The organism is Streptomyces sp. NPDC088794 (assembly GCF_044750545.1).
Taxonomy (GTDB): Bacteria; Actinomycetota; Actinomycetes; order Streptomycetales; family Streptomycetaceae; genus Streptomyces.
Window position 1 is genome coordinate 394653 of record NZ_JBIVKB010000003.1, and the last position, 17592, is coordinate 412244.

Consider the following 17592-nt stretch of genomic DNA (forward strand, 5'->3'; position numbering starts at 1 on the left):
CGTCAGGTTCCTCGTCAGTCCAGGTCGGGCAGCGGGGAGTGGGCGACGTCGTGGGCGTCCTGTGGCGGCAGGCCCAGCATGCGCAGCAGCAGTTCGGCCTGGTTCGAGGCCGCTTCGTCGCCGGCGACGTCCGGGCGGGCGAAGCGCAGTTCCAGCAGCGCCAGCAAGGAGCCGCCCAGGACGGTCACCGCGGCCATCGGGTCGGTGATGGTGAAGCGGCCGGAGGCGATGCCGACCTCCAGATCCCGCAGGGCGCGTGGGGCCAGGCCCGAGTCGGAGTGGATGTGGCCCAGGCCGCGGTGGCGCAGGATCTGCATCATCTCGGGCCGGGAGTCGGCCAGGCGCGCGCTGAGACGGAAGCCCGCCGCGACGAGTTCCGCCGGGTCGTCGATGCCCCGCAGATGCTCGTCGAACGTCTGGCCGAGTTCTTCGAGGGCGTCGCTCACCGCCGCGTCGAACAGTTCCGTCTTCGACTCGAAGTGGTTGTAGAAGGAGCCGAAGCCCACGTCCGCGCGCTCCGCGATGACCTGGATGCTCGCGCTGGTGTCGCCCGTCTCGGCCAGGAGCTGCCGGGCCGCTCTGACCAGGGCCTGACGGGTCTCGGCGCGACGCCGTTCGAAGCGGTTGCGGGGCAGGGCTGACGTCGGCATACGCGCGAGTCTAGCAACGGTCTCCACATTGCCGCAGTACTGATGAACCAGTCAGACCACCGGCCGGTTCGCAGGTCGGCGCGACTCTGACGATTTCATCACCTTACTCGATCCACCCCTTGACGACCGAAGAGTCAAAGTTGATGATTTCATCATTACGACAATGTTGCTTGGAGGACACCATGTCCGAAACCCGCGCCGACGCGGTCGGCGCCAGCGATCTCAGGACGGCCCACCAGGACCTCCACAGCGAACACGGTGCGCTGCGCGGCGAGCACCCCGGGCGCTCCCAGAACCCCGTGATCAAGGTGGCCGACCTCGCCTGGCTGGAGTTCCAGAAGCCCGACCTGGACCGTGCCGAGGTCTTCGCCCATGATTTCGGCTTCGGGATCGCCGCCCGCACACCCAGCGAGCTGTGGCTGCGCGGCACCTTCGCCGGATCACCGTGCATGGTGATCCGCAAGGGCCGCACCAGCGGCTTCATCGGCCCGGCGTTCCGCGCGGCGGAGCGGGCCGACCTGGACCGACTGGCCCGCGCCACCGGGACGGAGGTACGCGACGCCGACGTCCCGGGCGGCGGCAGGGCAGTGAGCCTCCTTGATCCGTCGGGTTTCCCCGTGCGCGTGGTGCACTGTCGCGAGGAGTTGCCCGCCCTGTCCGAGCAGCAGCCCCTGCTGCTCAACTTCGGCACGGATCACCGTCGTACGAACCTCACGCAGCGTCCGCCCCGGGAGCCGGCCCGTATCCAGCGCGTGGGCCATGTGGTGCTGGAGACACGGGTGTTCGGCCGTGCCCTGGACTGGTACCTGGACACGCTCGGCATGATCGTGTCCGACTTCCTGTTCTTCGACGGGCAGCGCGACCGCGGTCCGACGATGGCCTTCATCCGCTGCGACCGCGGCAGCCTGGCCGTCGACCACCACACCCTCGCGATGCACCTCGGCCCCGCCAACGGCTATGTCCACTCCGCCTACCAGGTGACCGACCTGGACGCGATCGCGGCCGGCGGCGAGTACCTCAACGAGCGCGGCTACAAGCGCAGTTGGGGTATCGGGCGGCACATCCTGGGCAGCCAGCTCTTCGACTACTGGCGCGATCCCGACCGCCTCATGCTGGAGCACTTCGCCGACGGCGACCTGTTCTCCCACGACCTGGAACCCGGCTGGGCGCCCATGTCCACCAGCGGTCTGGCCCAGTGGGGTCCGCCGGCCACCCGCGACTTCCTCGGCGCGAGCCCCTCCCCCGCGCGCATCCGCGACGTGATCCAGGCCCTGCGCGGCGACAACGAGATGGACCCGGCACGCCTCCTGGGCCTCCTCAGGGCCGCCAACTCCTGACCCCGGGCGCCCGATCCCTCGATCCCCCGACTCCTCAACTCCTCGACAAAGGCACCGACATGAGCACCAACGTCCTGCGTACCGCCGACGGCTGGTGGGTGGTGCGCGACGCGCGCGCCGTCCCCGTCGACACCAAGGCCCGCACCACCGCCGAGCTGCTGGCCGACCGCGCCGCCGTCCGGAAAGCCGCCGACAGCGGCGAGGCGGGCACCCCGGTGGCCGACATGGTGGCCCTCTCCCCCGTCACCACGCCCTGCCGCGTGGTCGCCCAGATGGTCAACTACCACAGCCACGCCCGCGATTCGGGCTTCACCGGCGACATCCCGCCCGCCTTCTTCCGCAAGGCGTCCGGCTCGGTCAGCGGCCCGCACGACGCCGTGGTCCGGCCCGCCCACGTGAAGTTCCTCGACTACGAGGTCGAACTCGGCCTGGTCATGGGCGCACCGCTGCCCATCGGCACCGTCGTCGAGGAGCGGGACCTGCCGTCGTACGTCGCCGGGCTCGTCGTCACCAACGACGTCAGCGCCCGTGACGTGCAGCTGACCAAGACGCAGTTCTACGAGAGCAAGTCGTACCCCACCTTCACGCCCACCGGGCCCTACCTCTCCCTGCTGGAGGCGGAGGACTTCGCTCATCTCCTGGACCTGCGGCTGAAGTTGAGCGTGAACGGCGATCTGCGGCAGGACCGCACCCTCAGCGACATGATCGTCCGGCCCGCGCAGGCCCTCACCCTGCTGGCCCGGTTCCAGACCCTCGACCCCGGCGACCTGCTACTGACCGGCACCCCCGGCGGCACGGCCCTCAAGGCCCCGCCCAAGGCGGTCGAGAAGATCGGCGCGCTGCTGCCGCCGGCCGTGAAATGGAAGGCGTTCTTCAAGTCCCAGGCACGCAACCCGCACTACCTGCACCGAGGGGACCTGATCACCGCGACCATCGCCACGCCGGACGGACGCATCGACCTGGGCGAACAGCGCACCGAGGTGACCGACGCCAACTGACCCACACCGAACCCGACATGAAGTGAGCCGCACATGACTGTCGACCACGCCGCCGGGCCACCGGACACCGCCCCCGAACATCTGCCCGTGGTGATCGTCGGAGCGGGACCCGTGGGCGTGACCGCCGCCCTCCTGCTCGCCCGGCGTGGCATCCGTGCCGTCGTCCTCGAACGCCACCACGAGGTCTATCCCCTGCCGCGCGCCGTCGCCACCGACGACGAAGTGATCAGGATCCTCCAGGCCGCGGGAGTCCAGGAGGAGTTCACCGCGATCGCCCGGCCCGCACGGGGACTGCGGCTGCTGGACGCCCGGCACCGCGTGATGGCCGAGTTCCCGCGCGCCGCTCAGGGGGTGCATGGATTCCCGCAGACCAGCATGTTCGACCAGCCCGAACTGGAGCGCGTGCTGCGCGAGGCCCTGGCCGACGCCCCCGAGGCCGAACTGCGGGACGGGGCAGAGGTTTTCGGCGTCGCGCAGGACGGCGACGGTCCGGTCCGCGTGAGCTATCGCGACGACGAAGGCGAACACCTGCTGTGGGCGGCCGCCGTCCTGGGCTGCGACGGCGCCAACAGCATCACCCGCGAAGCCATCGGCTCCGCCTGGGAGGACCTCCACTTCGAGGAGCGCTGGACGGTCGTCGACGTACGCACCAGCCTCCCGGTCCGCTGCTGGGAAGGCGTGGAGCAGATCTGTGATCCGCGCCGGCCTGGGACGTTCATGCGCATCGGCGAGGACCGGTACCGGTGGGAGTTCCGGCTGGAGGACGGCGCGGAGCCGGATCACGAGCGGCTGCGGGAGCTGCTCGCCCCATGGGTGGACCTGGCGGACGGTGCCGACTTCGAGGTGGTACGGCAGGCCCAGTACACCTTCCGGGCTCGCATTGCCGACCGCTGGCGCCGTGGGCGCATCTTCCTTCTCGGTGACGCGGCCCACCTCACCCCGCCCTTCGTCGGACAGGGACTGTGCGCGGGTCTGCGCGACGCCTACAACCTGGCCTGGAAGCTGGCCCTGGTCCTCCAACAGGGCGCAGACGAACGGCTGTTGGACACTTACGAGGCGGAACGCACACCGCACGCCCGCCATGTGATCCGGATCGCGGTCACGCTGGGCTGGGCCATGACCGGAGGCCAGGACAGCGCCGCCGCTCTCCGCCGCGGCGTCCTGGGCGCGGCCGTCCGCATCCCCGGGCTGACCTCGGCCGCCGCCCGCGACTTCAGTCCGGCACTGGCCACCGGGCCGCTCGTACGACGCCGCGTCCGGTTCGGCCGACACGGTCTCGAACTCGGGCGGCACGGTCTCGTGGGCGGCTTCTGTCCGCAGCCGTTCGTGGACATCGACGGACGGCACGCCCGCCTCGACGAACTCCTCGGTGACGCCTTCGCCGTGCTGACCGCCGTACCGCTCTCGCCCTCGTTGCGGGCGGTCGCCGACGGTCTCGGCGCCCGGATCGTCCCGGTGACCGGCCTCGGCGACGACAACCGTCTCGCCGCCTGGCTGCGCGAGGGACGGGCGAGCGCCGCGCTGCTACGGCCCGACCGCGTCGTGATGGACGTCGTCCCGGCCGGCGGCGACACCTTCACGGACGCCGCTGCCTGGGCGTCCGTGCTGCACACCACCCGAAGCCCCCTGCCTTCCCAACGGTCCGTCGGGAAAAGCCTCTTGAGGAGCACCACGCGATGAACACGCCGTACCCGGACCCCTTCTTCACCCTCACCCCGGAGACCGCCGCGGCCAGCCGCATCCTGGACTTCGCCCGCTGGGCCGCCCGGCACCGGGGTGTGGCGGCGGGCGCGGACTACGCCGCCCTGCACCACTGGTCGGTCACCGACCTGGAGGGTTTCTGGAGTGCGGTGTGGGAGTACTTCGACATCGACGCGGACACGCCGTACGAGCAGGTGCTGACGGAGGAACGGATGCCGGGCGCCCGCTGGTTCACCGGCGCGACCCTCAACTACGCCCACCACGCGCTGCGCGACCTCTCCGACGACGACACGGCGATCCTCGCCCTCGACGAGACCGGCGCCGGCTACGAGGTGACCGGGAAGCAACTGCGCGGCGAAGTCGCCTCCGTCGCGGCCACTCTGCGCGACCTGGGTGTCGGCAAGGACGACCGGGTCGTCGGCTACCTGCCCAACACCCCGCATGCGATCGTCGCGTTCCTCGCTGCCGCCTCCCTCGGTGCGGTGTGGTCGGTGTGCGGACAGGACTACGCACCCCAGGCCGCCGCGGACCGCTTCGCCCAGCTGGAACCCACCGTCCTGATCACGGCCGACGGCTACCTCTTCAACGGCACCACCCATGACCGCCGCGACGCGGCCCTCGAACTCGCCACCGCACTGCCCACGTTGAAGGCCACCTTGCTGGTCGACCACGTGGGCCTGCCGTGGCCCCTGCGGACCTACCCGTCGCTGGTGGTCCCGTGGAAGGACGCGGCCACTCGCACGGAGCAACTCGCCTGTACTCCGGTGCCGTTCGACCATCCCTTGTGGGTCGTCTTCTCCTCCGGTACCACCGGCCTGCCCAAGGGCATCGTCCATGGTCACGGCGGCGTCCTGCTCGAACACCTCAAGACCCTCGGCCTGCACTCGGACCTCGGCCCCGGCGACCGTCTCCTCTGGTACACCACCACCCACTGGATGATGTGGAACCTCGTCGCCTCCACGCTCCTGACGGGCGCCACGACCTGTACGTACGACGGCAGCCCCGCCCCGCTCACCCGCCCGGACACCCTCTGGGAACTGGCGGCCCGGCACCGCGTCACGGTCTTCGGCACGAGCCCTCAATACCTGCTGGGGATGGCCAAGTTCGGCATCGACCCGTCCGTGCACGACCTGTCGGCGATCCGGGTGGTCGGCTGCACCGGCTCCGCCCTGCCCGCCTCCGCCTACCCGTGGGTCCGCGACCACGTCGGCACGCATGCCCTGCTCGCCTCCACCAGCGGCGGCACCGACATCGTCTCCGGCTTCGCCGGCAGCGCGCCCACGACTCCCGTGTGGGCGGGGGAACTCTCGGCCCCGAATCTGGGTGTGGCGCTGGCCGCGTACGACGCCGAGGGCCGCGCGGTCGTCGACCAGGTCGGCGAGCTGGTCGTCACCCGCCCCATGCCGTCGATGCCGCTGTCCTTCTGGAACGACCCCGACGGCGAGCGCTATCACGACGCCTACTTCTCGACGTATCCCGGCGTGTGGCGGCACGGCGACTGGATCACCGTCACGGGGCACAACTCGGTGATCGTGCACGGCCGTTCGGACTCCACCCTGAACCGCAACGGCGTACGCCTCGGCAGTGCCGACATCCACGACGTCGTGGAACGCCTCCCCGAGATCACCGAGGCGCTGGTCATCGGCGCCGAAGAACCGGACGGCGGCTACTGGATGCCGTTGTTCGTGGTCCTCGCGGCCGGAGTGTCCCTCGACGACGCCCTCCGCGCGAAGATCAAGGAGGCGATCCGGGCCGGCGCCTCACCCCGGCACGTCCCCGACGAGATCCTCGAAGTCCCCGCCGTGCCGCACACCCGGACCGGCAAGAAGCTCGAAGTCCCGGTCAAACGCCTCCTCCAGGGCGCCTCCGCCGAGGACGTCGTCAACCCCGCCGCGATCGACAATCCCGGTCTCATCGACTACTACGCGCGGCTGGGAGCCGAGCGCCGCAGTCGCAGAGGCTCCGAGGGATGAGAACGGCACAGATCATCACCGCCGTCGTACTGGCCCTGGTCTTCCTGCCCCTGGGGGTGGCGAAGATCGCGGCCGTACGGGTCATGCGCCAGGCGGCGGCTCACCTCGGGCTGTCGCCGGGCTTCTACCGTGTCGTCGGCACGTTGGAAGTCGCCGGGGCCGGCGGGCTGTTGGTGGGACTGGTCCGGTCCCCGCTGGGCGCGGCCGCCGCGACGGGACTGGCGCTGCTCATGGGCGCCGCCGCCGTGGCGCACCTGCGTCACGGGGACCCTCTGGTGCGGGCCCTGCCCGCCACGTTGCTGATGGTCGTGGCGGGGGCGAACGTCGCTTTGTCGGCGGCCTGTTGACCCCCGCGGACCGACAGCGTGGCCCGTACGACATCGCCGTACGGGCCACGCTGTCGGTCACAGGCTCACCTCACCTCGGCAGTGGAAGCGGCGGCAGCAACTGAGGGGGCGCCGTTTCCGTGGCACCCCCGGTGGCGCCGCCCGTGGTCGTACCCTCGTCCGAGTCGCCGGTGTCGGGGTCCTGCATGGAGAGGACCACGGTGCTGCCGGCCTCCACCTCGCTGCCCGCCTGCGGGGTGCTCGACGTCACCACCGCGTCGTCCGCCTGGGAGGAGCCGGTGGCGACGGCGACCTGGAGGCCGAGTGCGCCCAGTTCGTCCCGGACTTCGGCGAGAGTCTTGCCGGTGATGTCGGCGGGTATCTCGACCGTCTGCACCGACTTGGCGATCTTGACGTCGACCGACGTGCCCGGCTCGACCTCCTCGCCCGAGGCGACGCTCTGTCCGACCACGGTCCCGGACTCCGATCCGCTCTCCACCTCGGTCGTGCCGCCCAGTTTCAGGTTCTGCTCGGCCAGCAGCTTCCTGGCCTCGTCCACGGTCGCGCCGGACAGGTCGGGGACGGTGGCCCGGTCCGCTTCTCTCGCCACTCGGAGGACCACCTCAGTCCCTTTCTCGGCCCGCTCGCCCCCGCCCGGGCTCTGCGTGAGGACCGTTCCGGGATCGTCCTGGGACTCGACGTACCGCAGCTTCACGGCGAAGCCCTTGTCCTCCAGGATCCGTGACGCGTCGCCCTTGTCCTTGTCCGTCACGTCCGGCACCTCGACCTTGGGCGCTCCGGTCGAGACGGTGACCGTGACCGCCTCGCCCTTGGTGAGCTCCCCGTCCTTCGGACTCTGTTCGCAGATGTGGCCCTTCGGCTGGTCGGCACAGGGCTCCCGTCTGTCGACGGTGACCGTGAGGTCGACGTTGGCCGCCGTGCGCCGGGCCTCCTCAAGCGTCCGGCCCACCAGGTCGGGCACATCGGCCTTGCCGCCGGCGGGCGCGTCCTGTCCGAACATGAACCAGCCCAGTATCAGGGCCAGTACGACGACGATCGCGCCCGCCGAGACCAGCGGGAGGCTTCCTCTCCGACGCCGGCGCTCCTCCCCGTCGGCATCGACGTCCGGCAGGTCGTTCCCGGGCTGCGGAAGTCCGATACCCGCCGCGGACGGTCCCGATCCGAGGTAGGCCTCTATGTCGGCGAGCATGTGCTCGGCCGACTGGTAGCGGCTCGCGGCATCCTTCTCCAGGGCGCGCAGCACGATCGCGTCCACCTGCGGTCCGATGCCGGGGTTGTACAGACTCGGCGGGCTCGGGACCTCCTGGATGTGCTGGTACATCACCGCCATCGGTGTCTCGCCGGTGAACGGCGGCCGCAGAGTGAGGAGTTCGTACAGCAGGCAGCCGGTGGAGTACAGGTCGCAGCGCGCGTCGGTCTCCCGCCCCATCGCCTGTTCCGGCGAGAGGTACAGGGCGGTGCCGATCACGGCGGACGTCTGTGTCATGCCGACGTCCCGTTCGTCCCGGGCGATCCCGAAGTCCATCACCTTGACCTCTCCGGCCCAGGTAAGCATCACGTTGGCCGGCTTGATGTCCCGGTGCACGATGCCGTGCCGGTGGGAGTGGTCGAGGGCCCGCAGGACCCCGGCCGTGATCTCCAGGGCCCGCTCGACGGTCGGCGAAGGCCCGGAGTACAGGGTTTCCCGCAGGGTGGTCCCGTCGACGTACTCCATGACGAGGTACGGCAGTTGACCGCCCAGCGTCATGTCCTCGCCGGTGTCGTACACCGCCGCGATGGACGGGTGGTTGAGCGACGCGGTGGACTGCGCCTCCCTCCGGAACCGCTCCTGGAGGACCGGTTCGTGGGCCAGGTCGCCGCGCAGGGTCTTCACGGCCACGCCGCGGTCGAGCCGTAGGTCGTGTGCGAGATGCACCTCGGCCATACCGCCGGAGCCGAGGAGAAAGCGCAGCTCGTACCGGCCGCCGAGGAGGGCCGTCGGGTGTCCCTGGTGGGGAATGGTCAGGTCGTCTGATTCGCCGAGGTTCACTGCGCTTCTCCACGGAGGGTCGGAATTCGGGCCGCCGGCAGGGCGCGGCAGCGAGGAGCACAGTCCGATAATTGCACACCGGCGGGCAACTATGACCTCTTGACGTCGCACCATTCTGATGTTTTCATCAACTTTGATCCAGTGGTCAATTCGAGTGCCCAGGGACGGGCGCTCGACGCCCGCGCCTGCCCTGCTCGCTTCGTTCAGGAGCTGCGGCCTTGGCCGGGCAGCCACCCGAGCCGGATCATTCTGGAGGGCTTCGCGATGTCGAAAGACGCGATTCCGTACGACTACACAGCGCCGCCGGCCCGTATCCGTACGGTGATGGACCAGGCAGTCGGCAGACTGTCCAAGGTGGACGAACTCGTGGCCGAACTACCCGAGACTCCGCCACGCGTGCCCGACGAGGACGGCCGCGAAGAGCGACTGGGAGACGTCACCGTCACTCACCGCTTCGTCGACGCTCCCGGTGACGGCGAGACCGTGCGCTGGCACTTCGTCGAAGCCGGCCCCGCGGATGCCCCCGTGGTCGTCTTCCTCCACGGCGTGCCCGACTCCTGGTGGCAGTGGCACTACGCCCTTGAGGCCCTGGGCGCCGACCACCGCTGCCTGGCCATCGACCTGAAGGGCTACGGCCAGTCGGAGAAGGGCACCGGGGACTTCCGTCAGGAAGGAGTCGCCATCCAGCTCGAAGCCCTGCTGGACCAGCTCGGGATCGGTCGGTTCAGCCTGATCACGCACGACCGGGGAACTCCGGTGGGAGACCATCTCGTGGCGCGGGCGGGCCACCGCGTCGTCCGCTACGGCCGGGGCCAGCAGCACCTCTGGCATCTGCACCCCGACCTGCACCCCCAGCAGGCCATGTTCACCTCGCCCGAGGCTCCGGCCACCCTCGCCGATGCCCGTCGGTTCGTGGTGACCGCCTACTCCCTGCTCGCCGAGCGCGCGGTGAAGACATCGGACCTGGTCCGGACCGTGCAGGAGTTCGGCTACGACGGCATCAGCACCGCCGTCCCCCGCTACTTCAACTCCTCGTCGTTCCGCCAGGAATGGATCGAGCGGCGCACCCGGCTCATTCCTCGGTGGACGTGCCCCGTCCTGCTGCTCCAGGGAGCGGACGACCCGCTGCAGCCCCGCGAGTTCTACACGGATCCGCACATCGCGGCGATGCTCCCGCCAGGAAGCGGTGTCCATCTCTTCGACTCCGGCCACTTCTGGCCTTTCGAAGCCCCGGAAGAGATGGTCAGTGTCCTGCGGGACTTCCTGAAGTAGCGAGGGCGCACGCCGAACGCCGGCCGGGCCCGCGGTCTCCCCGGCCGGCTACGCCGACTCGCGCAGCCGCAGTTCCGCCCCCACCGCCAGTTCGTCATGGCTGAGCGGACCGCTTCCGGTCAGCAGCCGGGCCGCCTGTTCGACGGCCAGGGCGCCGAGGCCGCGGGTGTCCAGGGCGACGGTCGTCAGGGGCGGTTCGACGAGTGAGCCGAGGCGGAGGCCGTCGAAGCCGATCACGGCCAGGTCCCGGGGGACCTCCCGGCCGAGGCGGCGGGCGGCGCGCAGGGCGCCGATGGCGATGATGTCGTTGAAGGTGAACACGGCGGTGACGTCGGGGTGGGCGGCGAGGAGTTCGCGCAGGGCGGCCTCGCCTCCCTCGACGCTCTGGTCCGCGCGGCTCACCGCGTCGGCGTCCAGTCCGCAGGCGGACATCGCGGCGTCGAACCAGTGGTGCCGGATGCTCGGCTTGGACCGCTCGGCGTGATCGAGCATGCCGATGCGCCGGTGCCCGGTCTTCACGAGATGCCTGATCGCGGCGTGGACGCCGTCCTCGCCTTCGATCCGGATCGAACTGAAGCGTTCGGTGCGGTGTTCGCGGTCGATGAGCACCACGGGCAGCCCTCGGGTCAGCTTGTCGATCTCGTCCTCCGGCAGGCTGAGGTAGCCGACCACGGCGTCCACCTGCGAGGCGATCACCTCGAGGGTGCCGCGCTCCTCCTCCACGCGGTCGCCGGTGTCGTAGACGACGACGTGCCACTCGCGCGCCCGGGCCGCGTCCAGTGCGGCGGCGGCGACCTCGGTGAAGAAGGGGTTGAGCAGGTCGGGGATGACGAGTCCGACACTGATCGTGTCCTGGCGGACGAGGCCGCGGGCGAAGCGGCTCGGGCGGTATCCCAGCGCGAGGGCGGCGTCCAGGACGCGCTGCTTGGTGGAGACGCCGATCTCGTCCTTGTCGTTGAGTGCCCGTGACACGGTCTGCCGGGAGACTCCGGCGCTCCGGGCCACATCGTCGATCGTGACCCTGCGGGGTCCACTCCCCGACGACGCCATCTCTCACCTCCGCTTGTTGCCGACGCGCGTGCCTCGGCAGGGGCACCGAGTATGCCCCGGGCTCAAGTTGTGGTGCGACCGTGTGTACGGGCGCCCGTGTCACTCCAGAGTCTTGACACTCGGTGGTACCGAAGCGCACACTCCCAATCAATTCAGAACAAGTGCTTCGTGAACGCTCCCGTTACCGCTCCCGTGAGCGCTCACGTTACCGCTCACGGTCCCTGATTCCAACAGGATTCCAACCAGAAGGCATCCGCCTGAGGTGTCAACGTCGACCCGCCTAGCACCGTCGCTAGTCGTTCTCTGGAACGGAAGATATGAGCACCACAATCACACGTACCCGCCTCGCCGTCGTCGCCGCGGGCGCAAGCATCGTCCTTCTCGCCGGATGTTCGTCCTCCGACGATTCGTCGGACAAGTCGTCCGCGGCCTCCTGTGAGCCCGCGAAGGGCAAGGTCACCCTCCAGTACTGGAACACCGTCAACGGCATGGACAAGGTCGTCGACCTCTGGAACAAGTCACACCCGAACATCCAGGTCCAGACGAAGAACATCTCCAACGACCAGTACGGCGCCATCGGCAACGCGCTGAAGGCCGGCAAGGCGCCCGACCTCGCCCAGGTCGGCTACGACGAGCTGCCCACCCTGCGCTCCCAGGACGCCTTCGTGGACGCCTCGGCCTGCAAGACGGCCGCCGCCGCCAAGTCGAAGTTCGTCCCGTGGACCTGGTCGCAGGCCAGCTTCGGTGACACCGGGGTGTTCGCCCTCCCGCAGGACACCGGTCCGATGGCCATGTACGTACGCACGGACCTCTTCAAGAAGTACGACGTCGCGGTCCCGACGACCTGGGACGAGTACCTCACCGCCGCCCAGAAGCTGCACAAGGCGGACCCGAAGCTCACCGTCACGTTCTTCGACCCGAACAACGCCGAGTGGTTCAACGGGCTCCTCTGGCAGAACAACGCGAACATGTACAGCTACTCCGGCGACAAGTGGCATGTCACCGTGGAGTCGGACAAGAGCAAGCAGGTCGCCGACTACTGGCAGAAGCTGATCTCCGACAAGCTCGTGCGCACCGACGTCGCCAACGGGTCGACGCAGATGTACGCCGCCTACCAGGACAACCAGATCGCCACCCAGATCGGGGCCGCCTGGGGCTACACGGGTCTGCGGGACAACCTGCCCAAGCAGGCCGGCAAGTGGTCGATCGTGCCGATGCCTACCTGGGGAACGAACGGTACGTCCGGCGACTGGGGCGGCTCCACCGTCGCGTTCATGAAGGGCAGCAAGCACCTCTACGAGTCGGCCGAGTTCAACAACTGGCTCAACACCGACCCCGCGGCGCTCGCGATGGAGAACGAGCTGGGCGGCCTGTACCCGGCGGCCAACGACGGACTGAAGCTCCCGGCGCTGTCCAAGGGTGTGCCGTACTACAACAACCAGAAGATCTTCGACGTCTTCGCGGACTCGTCCAAGAAGATCGACACCGACTTCTCCTGGGGTCCCACGCAGAAGACGGTGAACCTGGCGCTGCAGGACGCGATCGCCAAGGCGGCGGGCGGCGACGGCACCCTGTCCGACGCGCTCGCGACCGCCCAGGCCGCCGCACTGAAGTCGATGAAGGACCTGGCGATCCCGGCCACGGCGGGCAAGTGACGCCGGAATGACCGAGATCACCACCCGTCCCGCCGACGCGGTGTCAGCACCGTCCGGGGGCCGCCGACGTCCACGTCTGGACGTCGGCGGCCCCCGGGCCGGCACCATCGTCGCGTTCCTCACGCCCTTCTTCCTGCCGTTCATCCTGTTCTACCTGGTGCCCGTCGGCTACGCGCTGTGGCAGAGCTTCCGCGTGGTGCGCCGCTCCGGCGGCCAGTACGGCACCTCGTACACGACGTTCGGCGGCTTCCATCAGTACGCGCAGGTGTTCCAGAACGACGAGTTCTGGTCCAGCATCGGCCGCATCGGACTGTTCGGCATCGTGCAGGTGCCCGTCATGCTGTTCCTCGCGCTGATCATGGCGCTGCTGCTGGACTCTCCCCTGCTGAAGCTCAAGAGCTTCTTCCGCATCACCGCGTTCATGCCGTACGCGGTGCCCGGCGTCATCGCAGCGATCATGTGGTCGTATCTCTACTCGCCGCAACTCAGCCCGGTCGTGGACCTGTTGAACAACCTCGGTCTGCACCCCGACTTCCTCGGCCCGGGTGCCGTGCTGTGGTCGGCGGCCAACATCTCGACCTGGCTGTGGACCGGCTACAACATGCTGATCATGTTCTCGGCCCTGCAGTCCATCCCGCAGGAGCTCTACGAGGCCGCGCGGATCGACGGGGCCGGCAACTGGGCCATCGCCTGGCGCATCAAGGTCCCGATCATCGCCCCGTCCATCGTCATGACCACGGTGTTCTCGATCATCGGGACGCTTCAGCTGTACTCCGAGCCCGCGGTGCTGCGGCAGATCTCCTCGAACATCTCCAGCACGTTCACTCCGAACATGCTGGCGTACACCGTGGCGGTCGGGAACAACTACCAGCAGGCCGCAGCCATTTCGGTGGTCATCGCGGTCATCACCTTCGTCTTGAGCTTCGGGTTCATGCGACTGACCTCCAAGAGGGCGGGACTGTGAGCAACCGACCCGCTGTCAAAGACAGCCGCGTGAGCCGTCCGGCCGTCCTGGCCCTGATGTTCCTGCTGGCGATCTACTTCCTGCTGCCGCTGTACTTCCTGATCGTCGCGGCGACCAAACCGCAGGGCGACCTGGCCTCCACCAACGGCCTGGTGTTCTCGCACTTCAACCTGTTCGAGAACCTGCGCAACCTGTTCTCCTTCAACAACGGCATCTTCGGCCGGTGGATCCTCAACACCGTCATCTACGCGGTGCTGGGCGCGGCCGTGGGCACCCTGATCTCGGCGCTGTGCGGCTACGCGCTCGCCAAGTTCCATTTCCGCGGCCGTGAATTCCTGTTCTCGGTCATTCTCGGCGGTGTGCTGGTCCCCTCCACGGCGCTGGCGCTGCCGCTGTTCCTGCTGTTCTCCGAGACCGGACTCGTCAACACCTATTTCGCGGTCTTCCTGCCCAGCATCGTCAGCCCGTTCGGCGTCTACCTCGCGAGAATCTTCGCGAACGCCGCCGTGCCGCAGGAACTCATCGAGGCCGCGCGCCTCGACGGCGCCGGGGAGTTCCGCACGTTCTTCTCGGTGTCCTTCAAGCTGATGTCGCCGGCCCTGGTGACCATCTTCCTGTTCCAGTTCGTCGGCATCTGGAACAACTTCTTCCTTCCGATGGTGATGCTCCAGAAGGAATCGCTGTTCCCGATCACACTCGGCCTCTTCACCTGGAACGGGCAGACCGCCCGCTCGCCGCTCCTCCAGGAGTCCGTGATCACCGGTTCGCTGGTGTCGATCGTGCCGGTGATCATCCTGTTCATGCTCCTGCAGCGGTTCTGGCGCACCGGCCTCGCCGCCGGCTCACTCAAGTGACCCCCACACAGAAGGTGTCCCACGCCATGCCCAACTCGGCTGTCTTCGTTCCCCACTTCCACTGGGACCGGGAATGGTACGAGCCCTTCCAGGTCTTCCGGCACCGACTGGTCACCGCCCTCGACACCGTGCTGGAGACAGCCGAGTCGAACCCTGACTTCCGGTTCACCGTCGACGGGCAGATGGCCGCGGTCGAGGACTACCTGGAGATGCGGCCGGAGCACCGCGACCGTGTCGTGGCCCTGGTCGGCGAGGGCCGGCTGGCCGTCGGGCCGTGGCTGATCCTGCTCGACGAGTTCCTCTGCTCCGGCGAGACCATCGTGCGCAACCTCCAGATGGGCTGGGCGGCCGCGGAGCGCCTCGGTGGCGCCATGCCCATCGGCTATCTGCCGGACATGTTCGGCCACGTCGCGCAGATGCCGCAGATCCTGGCGCGGGCCGGGATCGAGCACGCGGCGCTGTGGCGCGGGGTGCCCGGCTCCGTCGACGGCCACGCCTTCCGCTGGCGCGCTCCCGACGGTTCCGAGGTGCGTACCGAGTTCCTCTTCGACGGCTACGACAACGGCCTCGACGTCCTGCTGGTGCCCGACCAGATCGGTCGCGCGCTCGGCGAGTACGCCGGGATGACCGCCGAACGCTGGGGCACGGACCCGGTGTTGGCGATGGCCGGCACCGACCACAACGCGCCCGACCCGCGGTTGGTGTCGTGGCTGCGGACCGCTTCCGGCGAGGGGATTCCCATCACGGTGGCGACGCTCGACGAGTACATCCGCAAGCATGTGCGGGACGAGGTGACGGCCACCGTGACAGGTGAACTGCGCAGTCATGTGCGAGGCAACATCCTTCCCGGTGTGCTGTCCGTACGGCTCGGGCTCAAGCAGCGGATGGCCGCCGCCGAGCGCGTCATCGACCACGCCGAGCGGATGAACGCGCTGTGGTCCGGGCGCGACGACTCGCCGTTCCTCTCCCTCGCCTGGCACAAGATCATCGAGTCGACGGCCCATGACTCGGTGGTCGGCTCCGGCACCGACGAGACCTGCGACCAGGTCGCCGCACGGCTCGCCGAGGCCGCGCAGACGGCGCGTGCCGTCCGGGACGCGGCCCTCACCGAGCCCGCCGCCCTGGTGCCGAGCGACGGTCATCTGGTCGCCAATCCGCTGCCGTCGGCGCGTACGGCACTGGTCGAGGTGGACGTCGTGGCGCCGCCGGAGGGCACCGCGCTGATCGCGACCGGCGCGGACGGATCGACGTACCCCGTGCAGCTGGTCTCCGAGGCGCCGACCGTCCTCAGCGACGAGCGCATGGACGCCTCGCAGCTGGAGCGGGTGCTGCGCCGCATCCACCGCCGTGAGCTGTTCGGGCGGCTGATCGACCACTACGAAATCACCCCGAACTCGCTCGTGTTCCACCTCGCCGAGGTGCCGACCAGTGGACCGTTCGACCTGCTGATCCTGCGCCGTGAGGTCGCCGCCGCGGCGGCGGCGCATCCCGGTGAGTGGCGGGTGCTGACGCTGGAGGAGGCGCGGGCCACCGCGCTCGTGCCCGTGAGTGTTCCCGCCTCCGGCCTGGCCGCCTTCCGGGTCGCGCCGAGCTCGGACGCCTCCGGCGCGCTGCTGCCGTACGCGCCCGCCACGGCGACCGATCTGCGGCTGGCGAACGGGCTGGTCGAGGTCGCGGTCGCCGCCGACGGCACCCTCGACCTGGCCGGGTCCGACGGCACCGTGCTGCGCGGTGTCGGCCGACTCGTCAACGGCGGGGACCGCGGCGACAGCTACAACTACGCTCCCCCGGCGCGCGACTTCCTCGTGTCGGAGCCGTCGGAGGTCAGCGTCGAACTGCTCGAAACCGGCCCCCTGCGTGCGCGGTTGCGCGTGACCCGCGTCTACGACTGGCCGACCGCTCTCTCCTCCGACCGTGACCTGCGCGGCGAGCGGAGCGTGGCGACTCCGGTGGAGACGGTCGTGGAGGTCCGCGCGGGCGAGCCGTTCGTGCGCGTGTCCACGTCCTTCCTGAACCAGTCGGCCGACCACCGGCTGCGCTTCCACGTTCCGCTGCCCGAGCCGGTCAACACGTCAGCGTCCGCTGGGCAGTTCGCGGTCACCGAGCGCGGGCTGACCGCCGAGGGCGGCTGGGGCGAGTACCCGCTGCCGACCTTCCCGGCCAGTTCGTTCGTGTCGGCCGGACCGGCCAACGTCCTGCTCGACCACTCCGGCGAGTACGAACTCGTCGACGGCGGCAGCGAACTCGCCATTACGCTGCTGCGCGCGATCGGCTCGATCAGCGTCAACATCCATCCCCTCCGCGACGAACCGGCGGCGAGCGAGATCCCCGTACCCGGTGCGCAGGATCTCGGCATGCGCGTCGAGAACCGCTTCGCGGTCGTCCCCTCGGCGACCGGCTGGCAGGGCGCCGACGCGGTCGCTCTCGCCGAGCGGTTCCGCAACGACGTCCTCGTCACCCGAGGCACCGGGGACGCCGGAGGCCAACTGCCCCCCGACGAGACCGGTGTACGGGTCGACGGCAAGGACGTCCTCGTGTCGAGCATCCGCCGCGTCACCGACGAACAGCACGGGCCCGGTACGGAGGTCCGGCTGACCGCGATGAGCGACGACGCGACGACCGTCCGCGTGTCGGGCACCTTCACCGAGGCCACCACCGTCGATCTGCTCGGCCGCCCGATCTCCCGCACCCAGACCACGGACGAGCTCGAACTCGCCCTCGGGCCATGGGAGATCCGCACCGTCGTGCTCCGGTAGCCGGCC

General features: G+C 69.4%; 13 protein-coding genes. 10 read left to right on the forward strand and 3 right to left on the reverse strand.

Going from position 1 to position 17592, the window contains the following annotated elements; all coding sequences use genetic code 11:
* Positions 1-14: 14 nt before the first annotated feature.
* Positions 15-650 (reverse strand): TetR/AcrR family transcriptional regulator, encoded by a 636-nt coding sequence (locus tag ACIP6U_RS10875; RefSeq protein WP_401714971.1) that lies wholly within the window; start codon positions 648-650, stop codon positions 15-17.
* 182 nt (positions 651-832) lie between these two features.
* Between ACIP6U_RS10875 and ACIP6U_RS10880 the strand changes: the two genes are divergently transcribed.
* Genes ACIP6U_RS10880 through ACIP6U_RS10900 form a run of 5 tightly spaced genes read left to right on the forward strand, consistent with a single transcriptional unit; the run spans position 833 to position 7006 of the window.
* Positions 833-1987, forward strand: coding sequence for a VOC family protein (locus ACIP6U_RS10880; protein ID WP_401714973.1), 1155 nt, complete (start codon positions 833-835; stop codon positions 1985-1987).
* Positions 1988-2046: 59 nt separating this feature from the next.
* On the forward strand, positions 2047-2985 hold the full coding sequence (locus ACIP6U_RS10885) for a fumarylacetoacetate hydrolase family protein (protein ID WP_401714975.1): 939 nt from the start codon (positions 2047-2049) through the stop codon (positions 2983-2985).
* A gap of 33 nt (positions 2986-3018) precedes the next feature.
* A complete protein-coding gene (locus ACIP6U_RS10890) occupies positions 3019-4665 on the forward strand; it encodes a bifunctional 3-(3-hydroxy-phenyl)propionate/3-hydroxycinnamic acid hydroxylase (protein ID WP_401714977.1) in 1647 nt (548 codons plus the stop codon).
* Positions 4662-6659 carry an acetoacetate--CoA ligase gene (locus ACIP6U_RS10895; protein ID WP_401714979.1) on the forward strand — a complete coding sequence of 666 codons (1998 nt, stop codon included), beginning with the start codon at positions 4662-4664 and terminating at the stop codon, positions 6657-6659. Before ACIP6U_RS10890 ends, ACIP6U_RS10895 begins: the two co-directional genes overlap by 4 nt.
* Positions 6656-7006, forward strand: coding sequence for a DoxX family protein (locus ACIP6U_RS10900; protein WP_401714981.1), 351 nt, complete (start codon positions 6656-6658; stop codon positions 7004-7006). The genes ACIP6U_RS10895 and ACIP6U_RS10900 overlap by 4 nt, the downstream gene beginning before the upstream one ends.
* 70 nt (positions 7007-7076) lie before the next feature.
* On the opposite strand, the gene ACIP6U_RS10905 is transcribed toward ACIP6U_RS10900, so the two are convergent.
* Positions 7077-9035 carry a PASTA domain-containing protein gene (locus ACIP6U_RS10905; RefSeq protein ID WP_401714983.1) on the reverse strand — a complete coding sequence of 653 codons (1959 nt, stop codon included), beginning with the start codon at positions 9033-9035 and terminating at the stop codon, positions 7077-7079.
* A 264-nt stretch (positions 9036-9299) separates the two neighbouring features.
* On the opposite strand from ACIP6U_RS10905, the gene ACIP6U_RS10910 reads away from it, so the two are divergent.
* Positions 9300-10307 (forward strand): alpha/beta fold hydrolase, encoded by a 1008-nt coding sequence (locus tag ACIP6U_RS10910; protein WP_401714985.1) that lies wholly within the window; start codon positions 9300-9302, stop codon positions 10305-10307.
* A gap of 48 nt (positions 10308-10355) precedes the next feature.
* On the opposite strand, the gene ACIP6U_RS10915 is transcribed toward ACIP6U_RS10910, so the two are convergent.
* A complete protein-coding gene (locus tag ACIP6U_RS10915) occupies positions 10356-11357 on the reverse strand; it encodes a LacI family DNA-binding transcriptional regulator (RefSeq protein WP_401714987.1) in 1002 nt (333 codons plus the stop codon).
* Between the two features lie 317 nt (positions 11358-11674).
* Between ACIP6U_RS10915 and ACIP6U_RS10920 the strand changes: the two genes are divergently transcribed.
* From ACIP6U_RS10920 to ACIP6U_RS10935, 4 genes are read left to right on the forward strand one after another with little or no spacing between them, the layout of a single operon-like run.
* The gene (locus tag ACIP6U_RS10920) at positions 11675-13012 is read left to right on the forward strand and encodes an ABC transporter substrate-binding protein (protein ID WP_401714989.1); all 1338 of its coding nucleotides are present in this window, start codon (positions 11675-11677) and stop codon (positions 13010-13012) included.
* Positions 13013-13019: 7 nt separating this feature from the next.
* Positions 13020-13976 (forward strand): carbohydrate ABC transporter permease, encoded by a 957-nt coding sequence (locus tag ACIP6U_RS10925; protein ID WP_401714991.1) that lies wholly within the window; start codon positions 13020-13022, stop codon positions 13974-13976.
* Between the two features lie 56 nt (positions 13977-14032).
* Positions 14033-14830 (forward strand): carbohydrate ABC transporter permease, encoded by a 798-nt coding sequence (locus ACIP6U_RS10930; RefSeq protein WP_401715540.1) that lies wholly within the window; start codon positions 14033-14035, stop codon positions 14828-14830.
* Between the two features lie 26 nt (positions 14831-14856).
* Positions 14857-17586, forward strand: coding sequence for a glycosyl hydrolase-related protein (locus ACIP6U_RS10935; protein ID WP_401714993.1), 2730 nt, complete (start codon positions 14857-14859; stop codon positions 17584-17586).
* The last annotated feature ends 6 nt before the right edge of the window (positions 17587-17592 follow it).

Coding starts and splice junctions, on each gene's coding strand:
- ACIP6U_RS10880 (WP_401714973.1), top strand. CDS start 833: ATGTCCGAAACCCGCGCCGACGCGGTCGGCGCCAGCGATCTCAGGACG.
- ACIP6U_RS10925 (WP_401714991.1), top strand. CDS start 13,020: ATGACCGAGATCACCACCCGTCCCGCCGACGCGGTGTCAGCACCGTCC.
- ACIP6U_RS10935 (WP_401714993.1), top strand. CDS start 14,857: ATGCCCAACTCGGCTGTCTTCGTTCCCCACTTCCACTGGGACCGGGAA.
- ACIP6U_RS10875 (WP_401714971.1), bottom strand. CDS start 650: ATGCCGACGTCAGCCCTGCCCCGCAACCGCTTCGAACGGCGTCGCGCC.
- ACIP6U_RS10910 (WP_401714985.1), top strand. CDS start 9,300: ATGTCGAAAGACGCGATTCCGTACGACTACACAGCGCCGCCGGCCCGT.
- ACIP6U_RS10915 (WP_401714987.1), bottom strand. CDS start 11,357: ATGGCGTCGTCGGGGAGTGGACCCCGCAGGGTCACGATCGACGATGTG.
- ACIP6U_RS10920 (WP_401714989.1), top strand. CDS start 11,675: ATGAGCACCACAATCACACGTACCCGCCTCGCCGTCGTCGCCGCGGGC.
- ACIP6U_RS10885 (WP_401714975.1), top strand. CDS start 2,047: ATGAGCACCAACGTCCTGCGTACCGCCGACGGCTGGTGGGTGGTGCGC.
- ACIP6U_RS10895 (WP_401714979.1), top strand. CDS start 4,662: ATGAACACGCCGTACCCGGACCCCTTCTTCACCCTCACCCCGGAGACC.
- ACIP6U_RS10900 (WP_401714981.1), top strand. CDS start 6,656: ATGAGAACGGCACAGATCATCACCGCCGTCGTACTGGCCCTGGTCTTC.
- ACIP6U_RS10890 (WP_401714977.1), top strand. CDS start 3,019: ATGACTGTCGACCACGCCGCCGGGCCACCGGACACCGCCCCCGAACAT.
- ACIP6U_RS10930 (WP_401715540.1), top strand. CDS start 14,033: ATGTTCCTGCTGGCGATCTACTTCCTGCTGCCGCTGTACTTCCTGATC.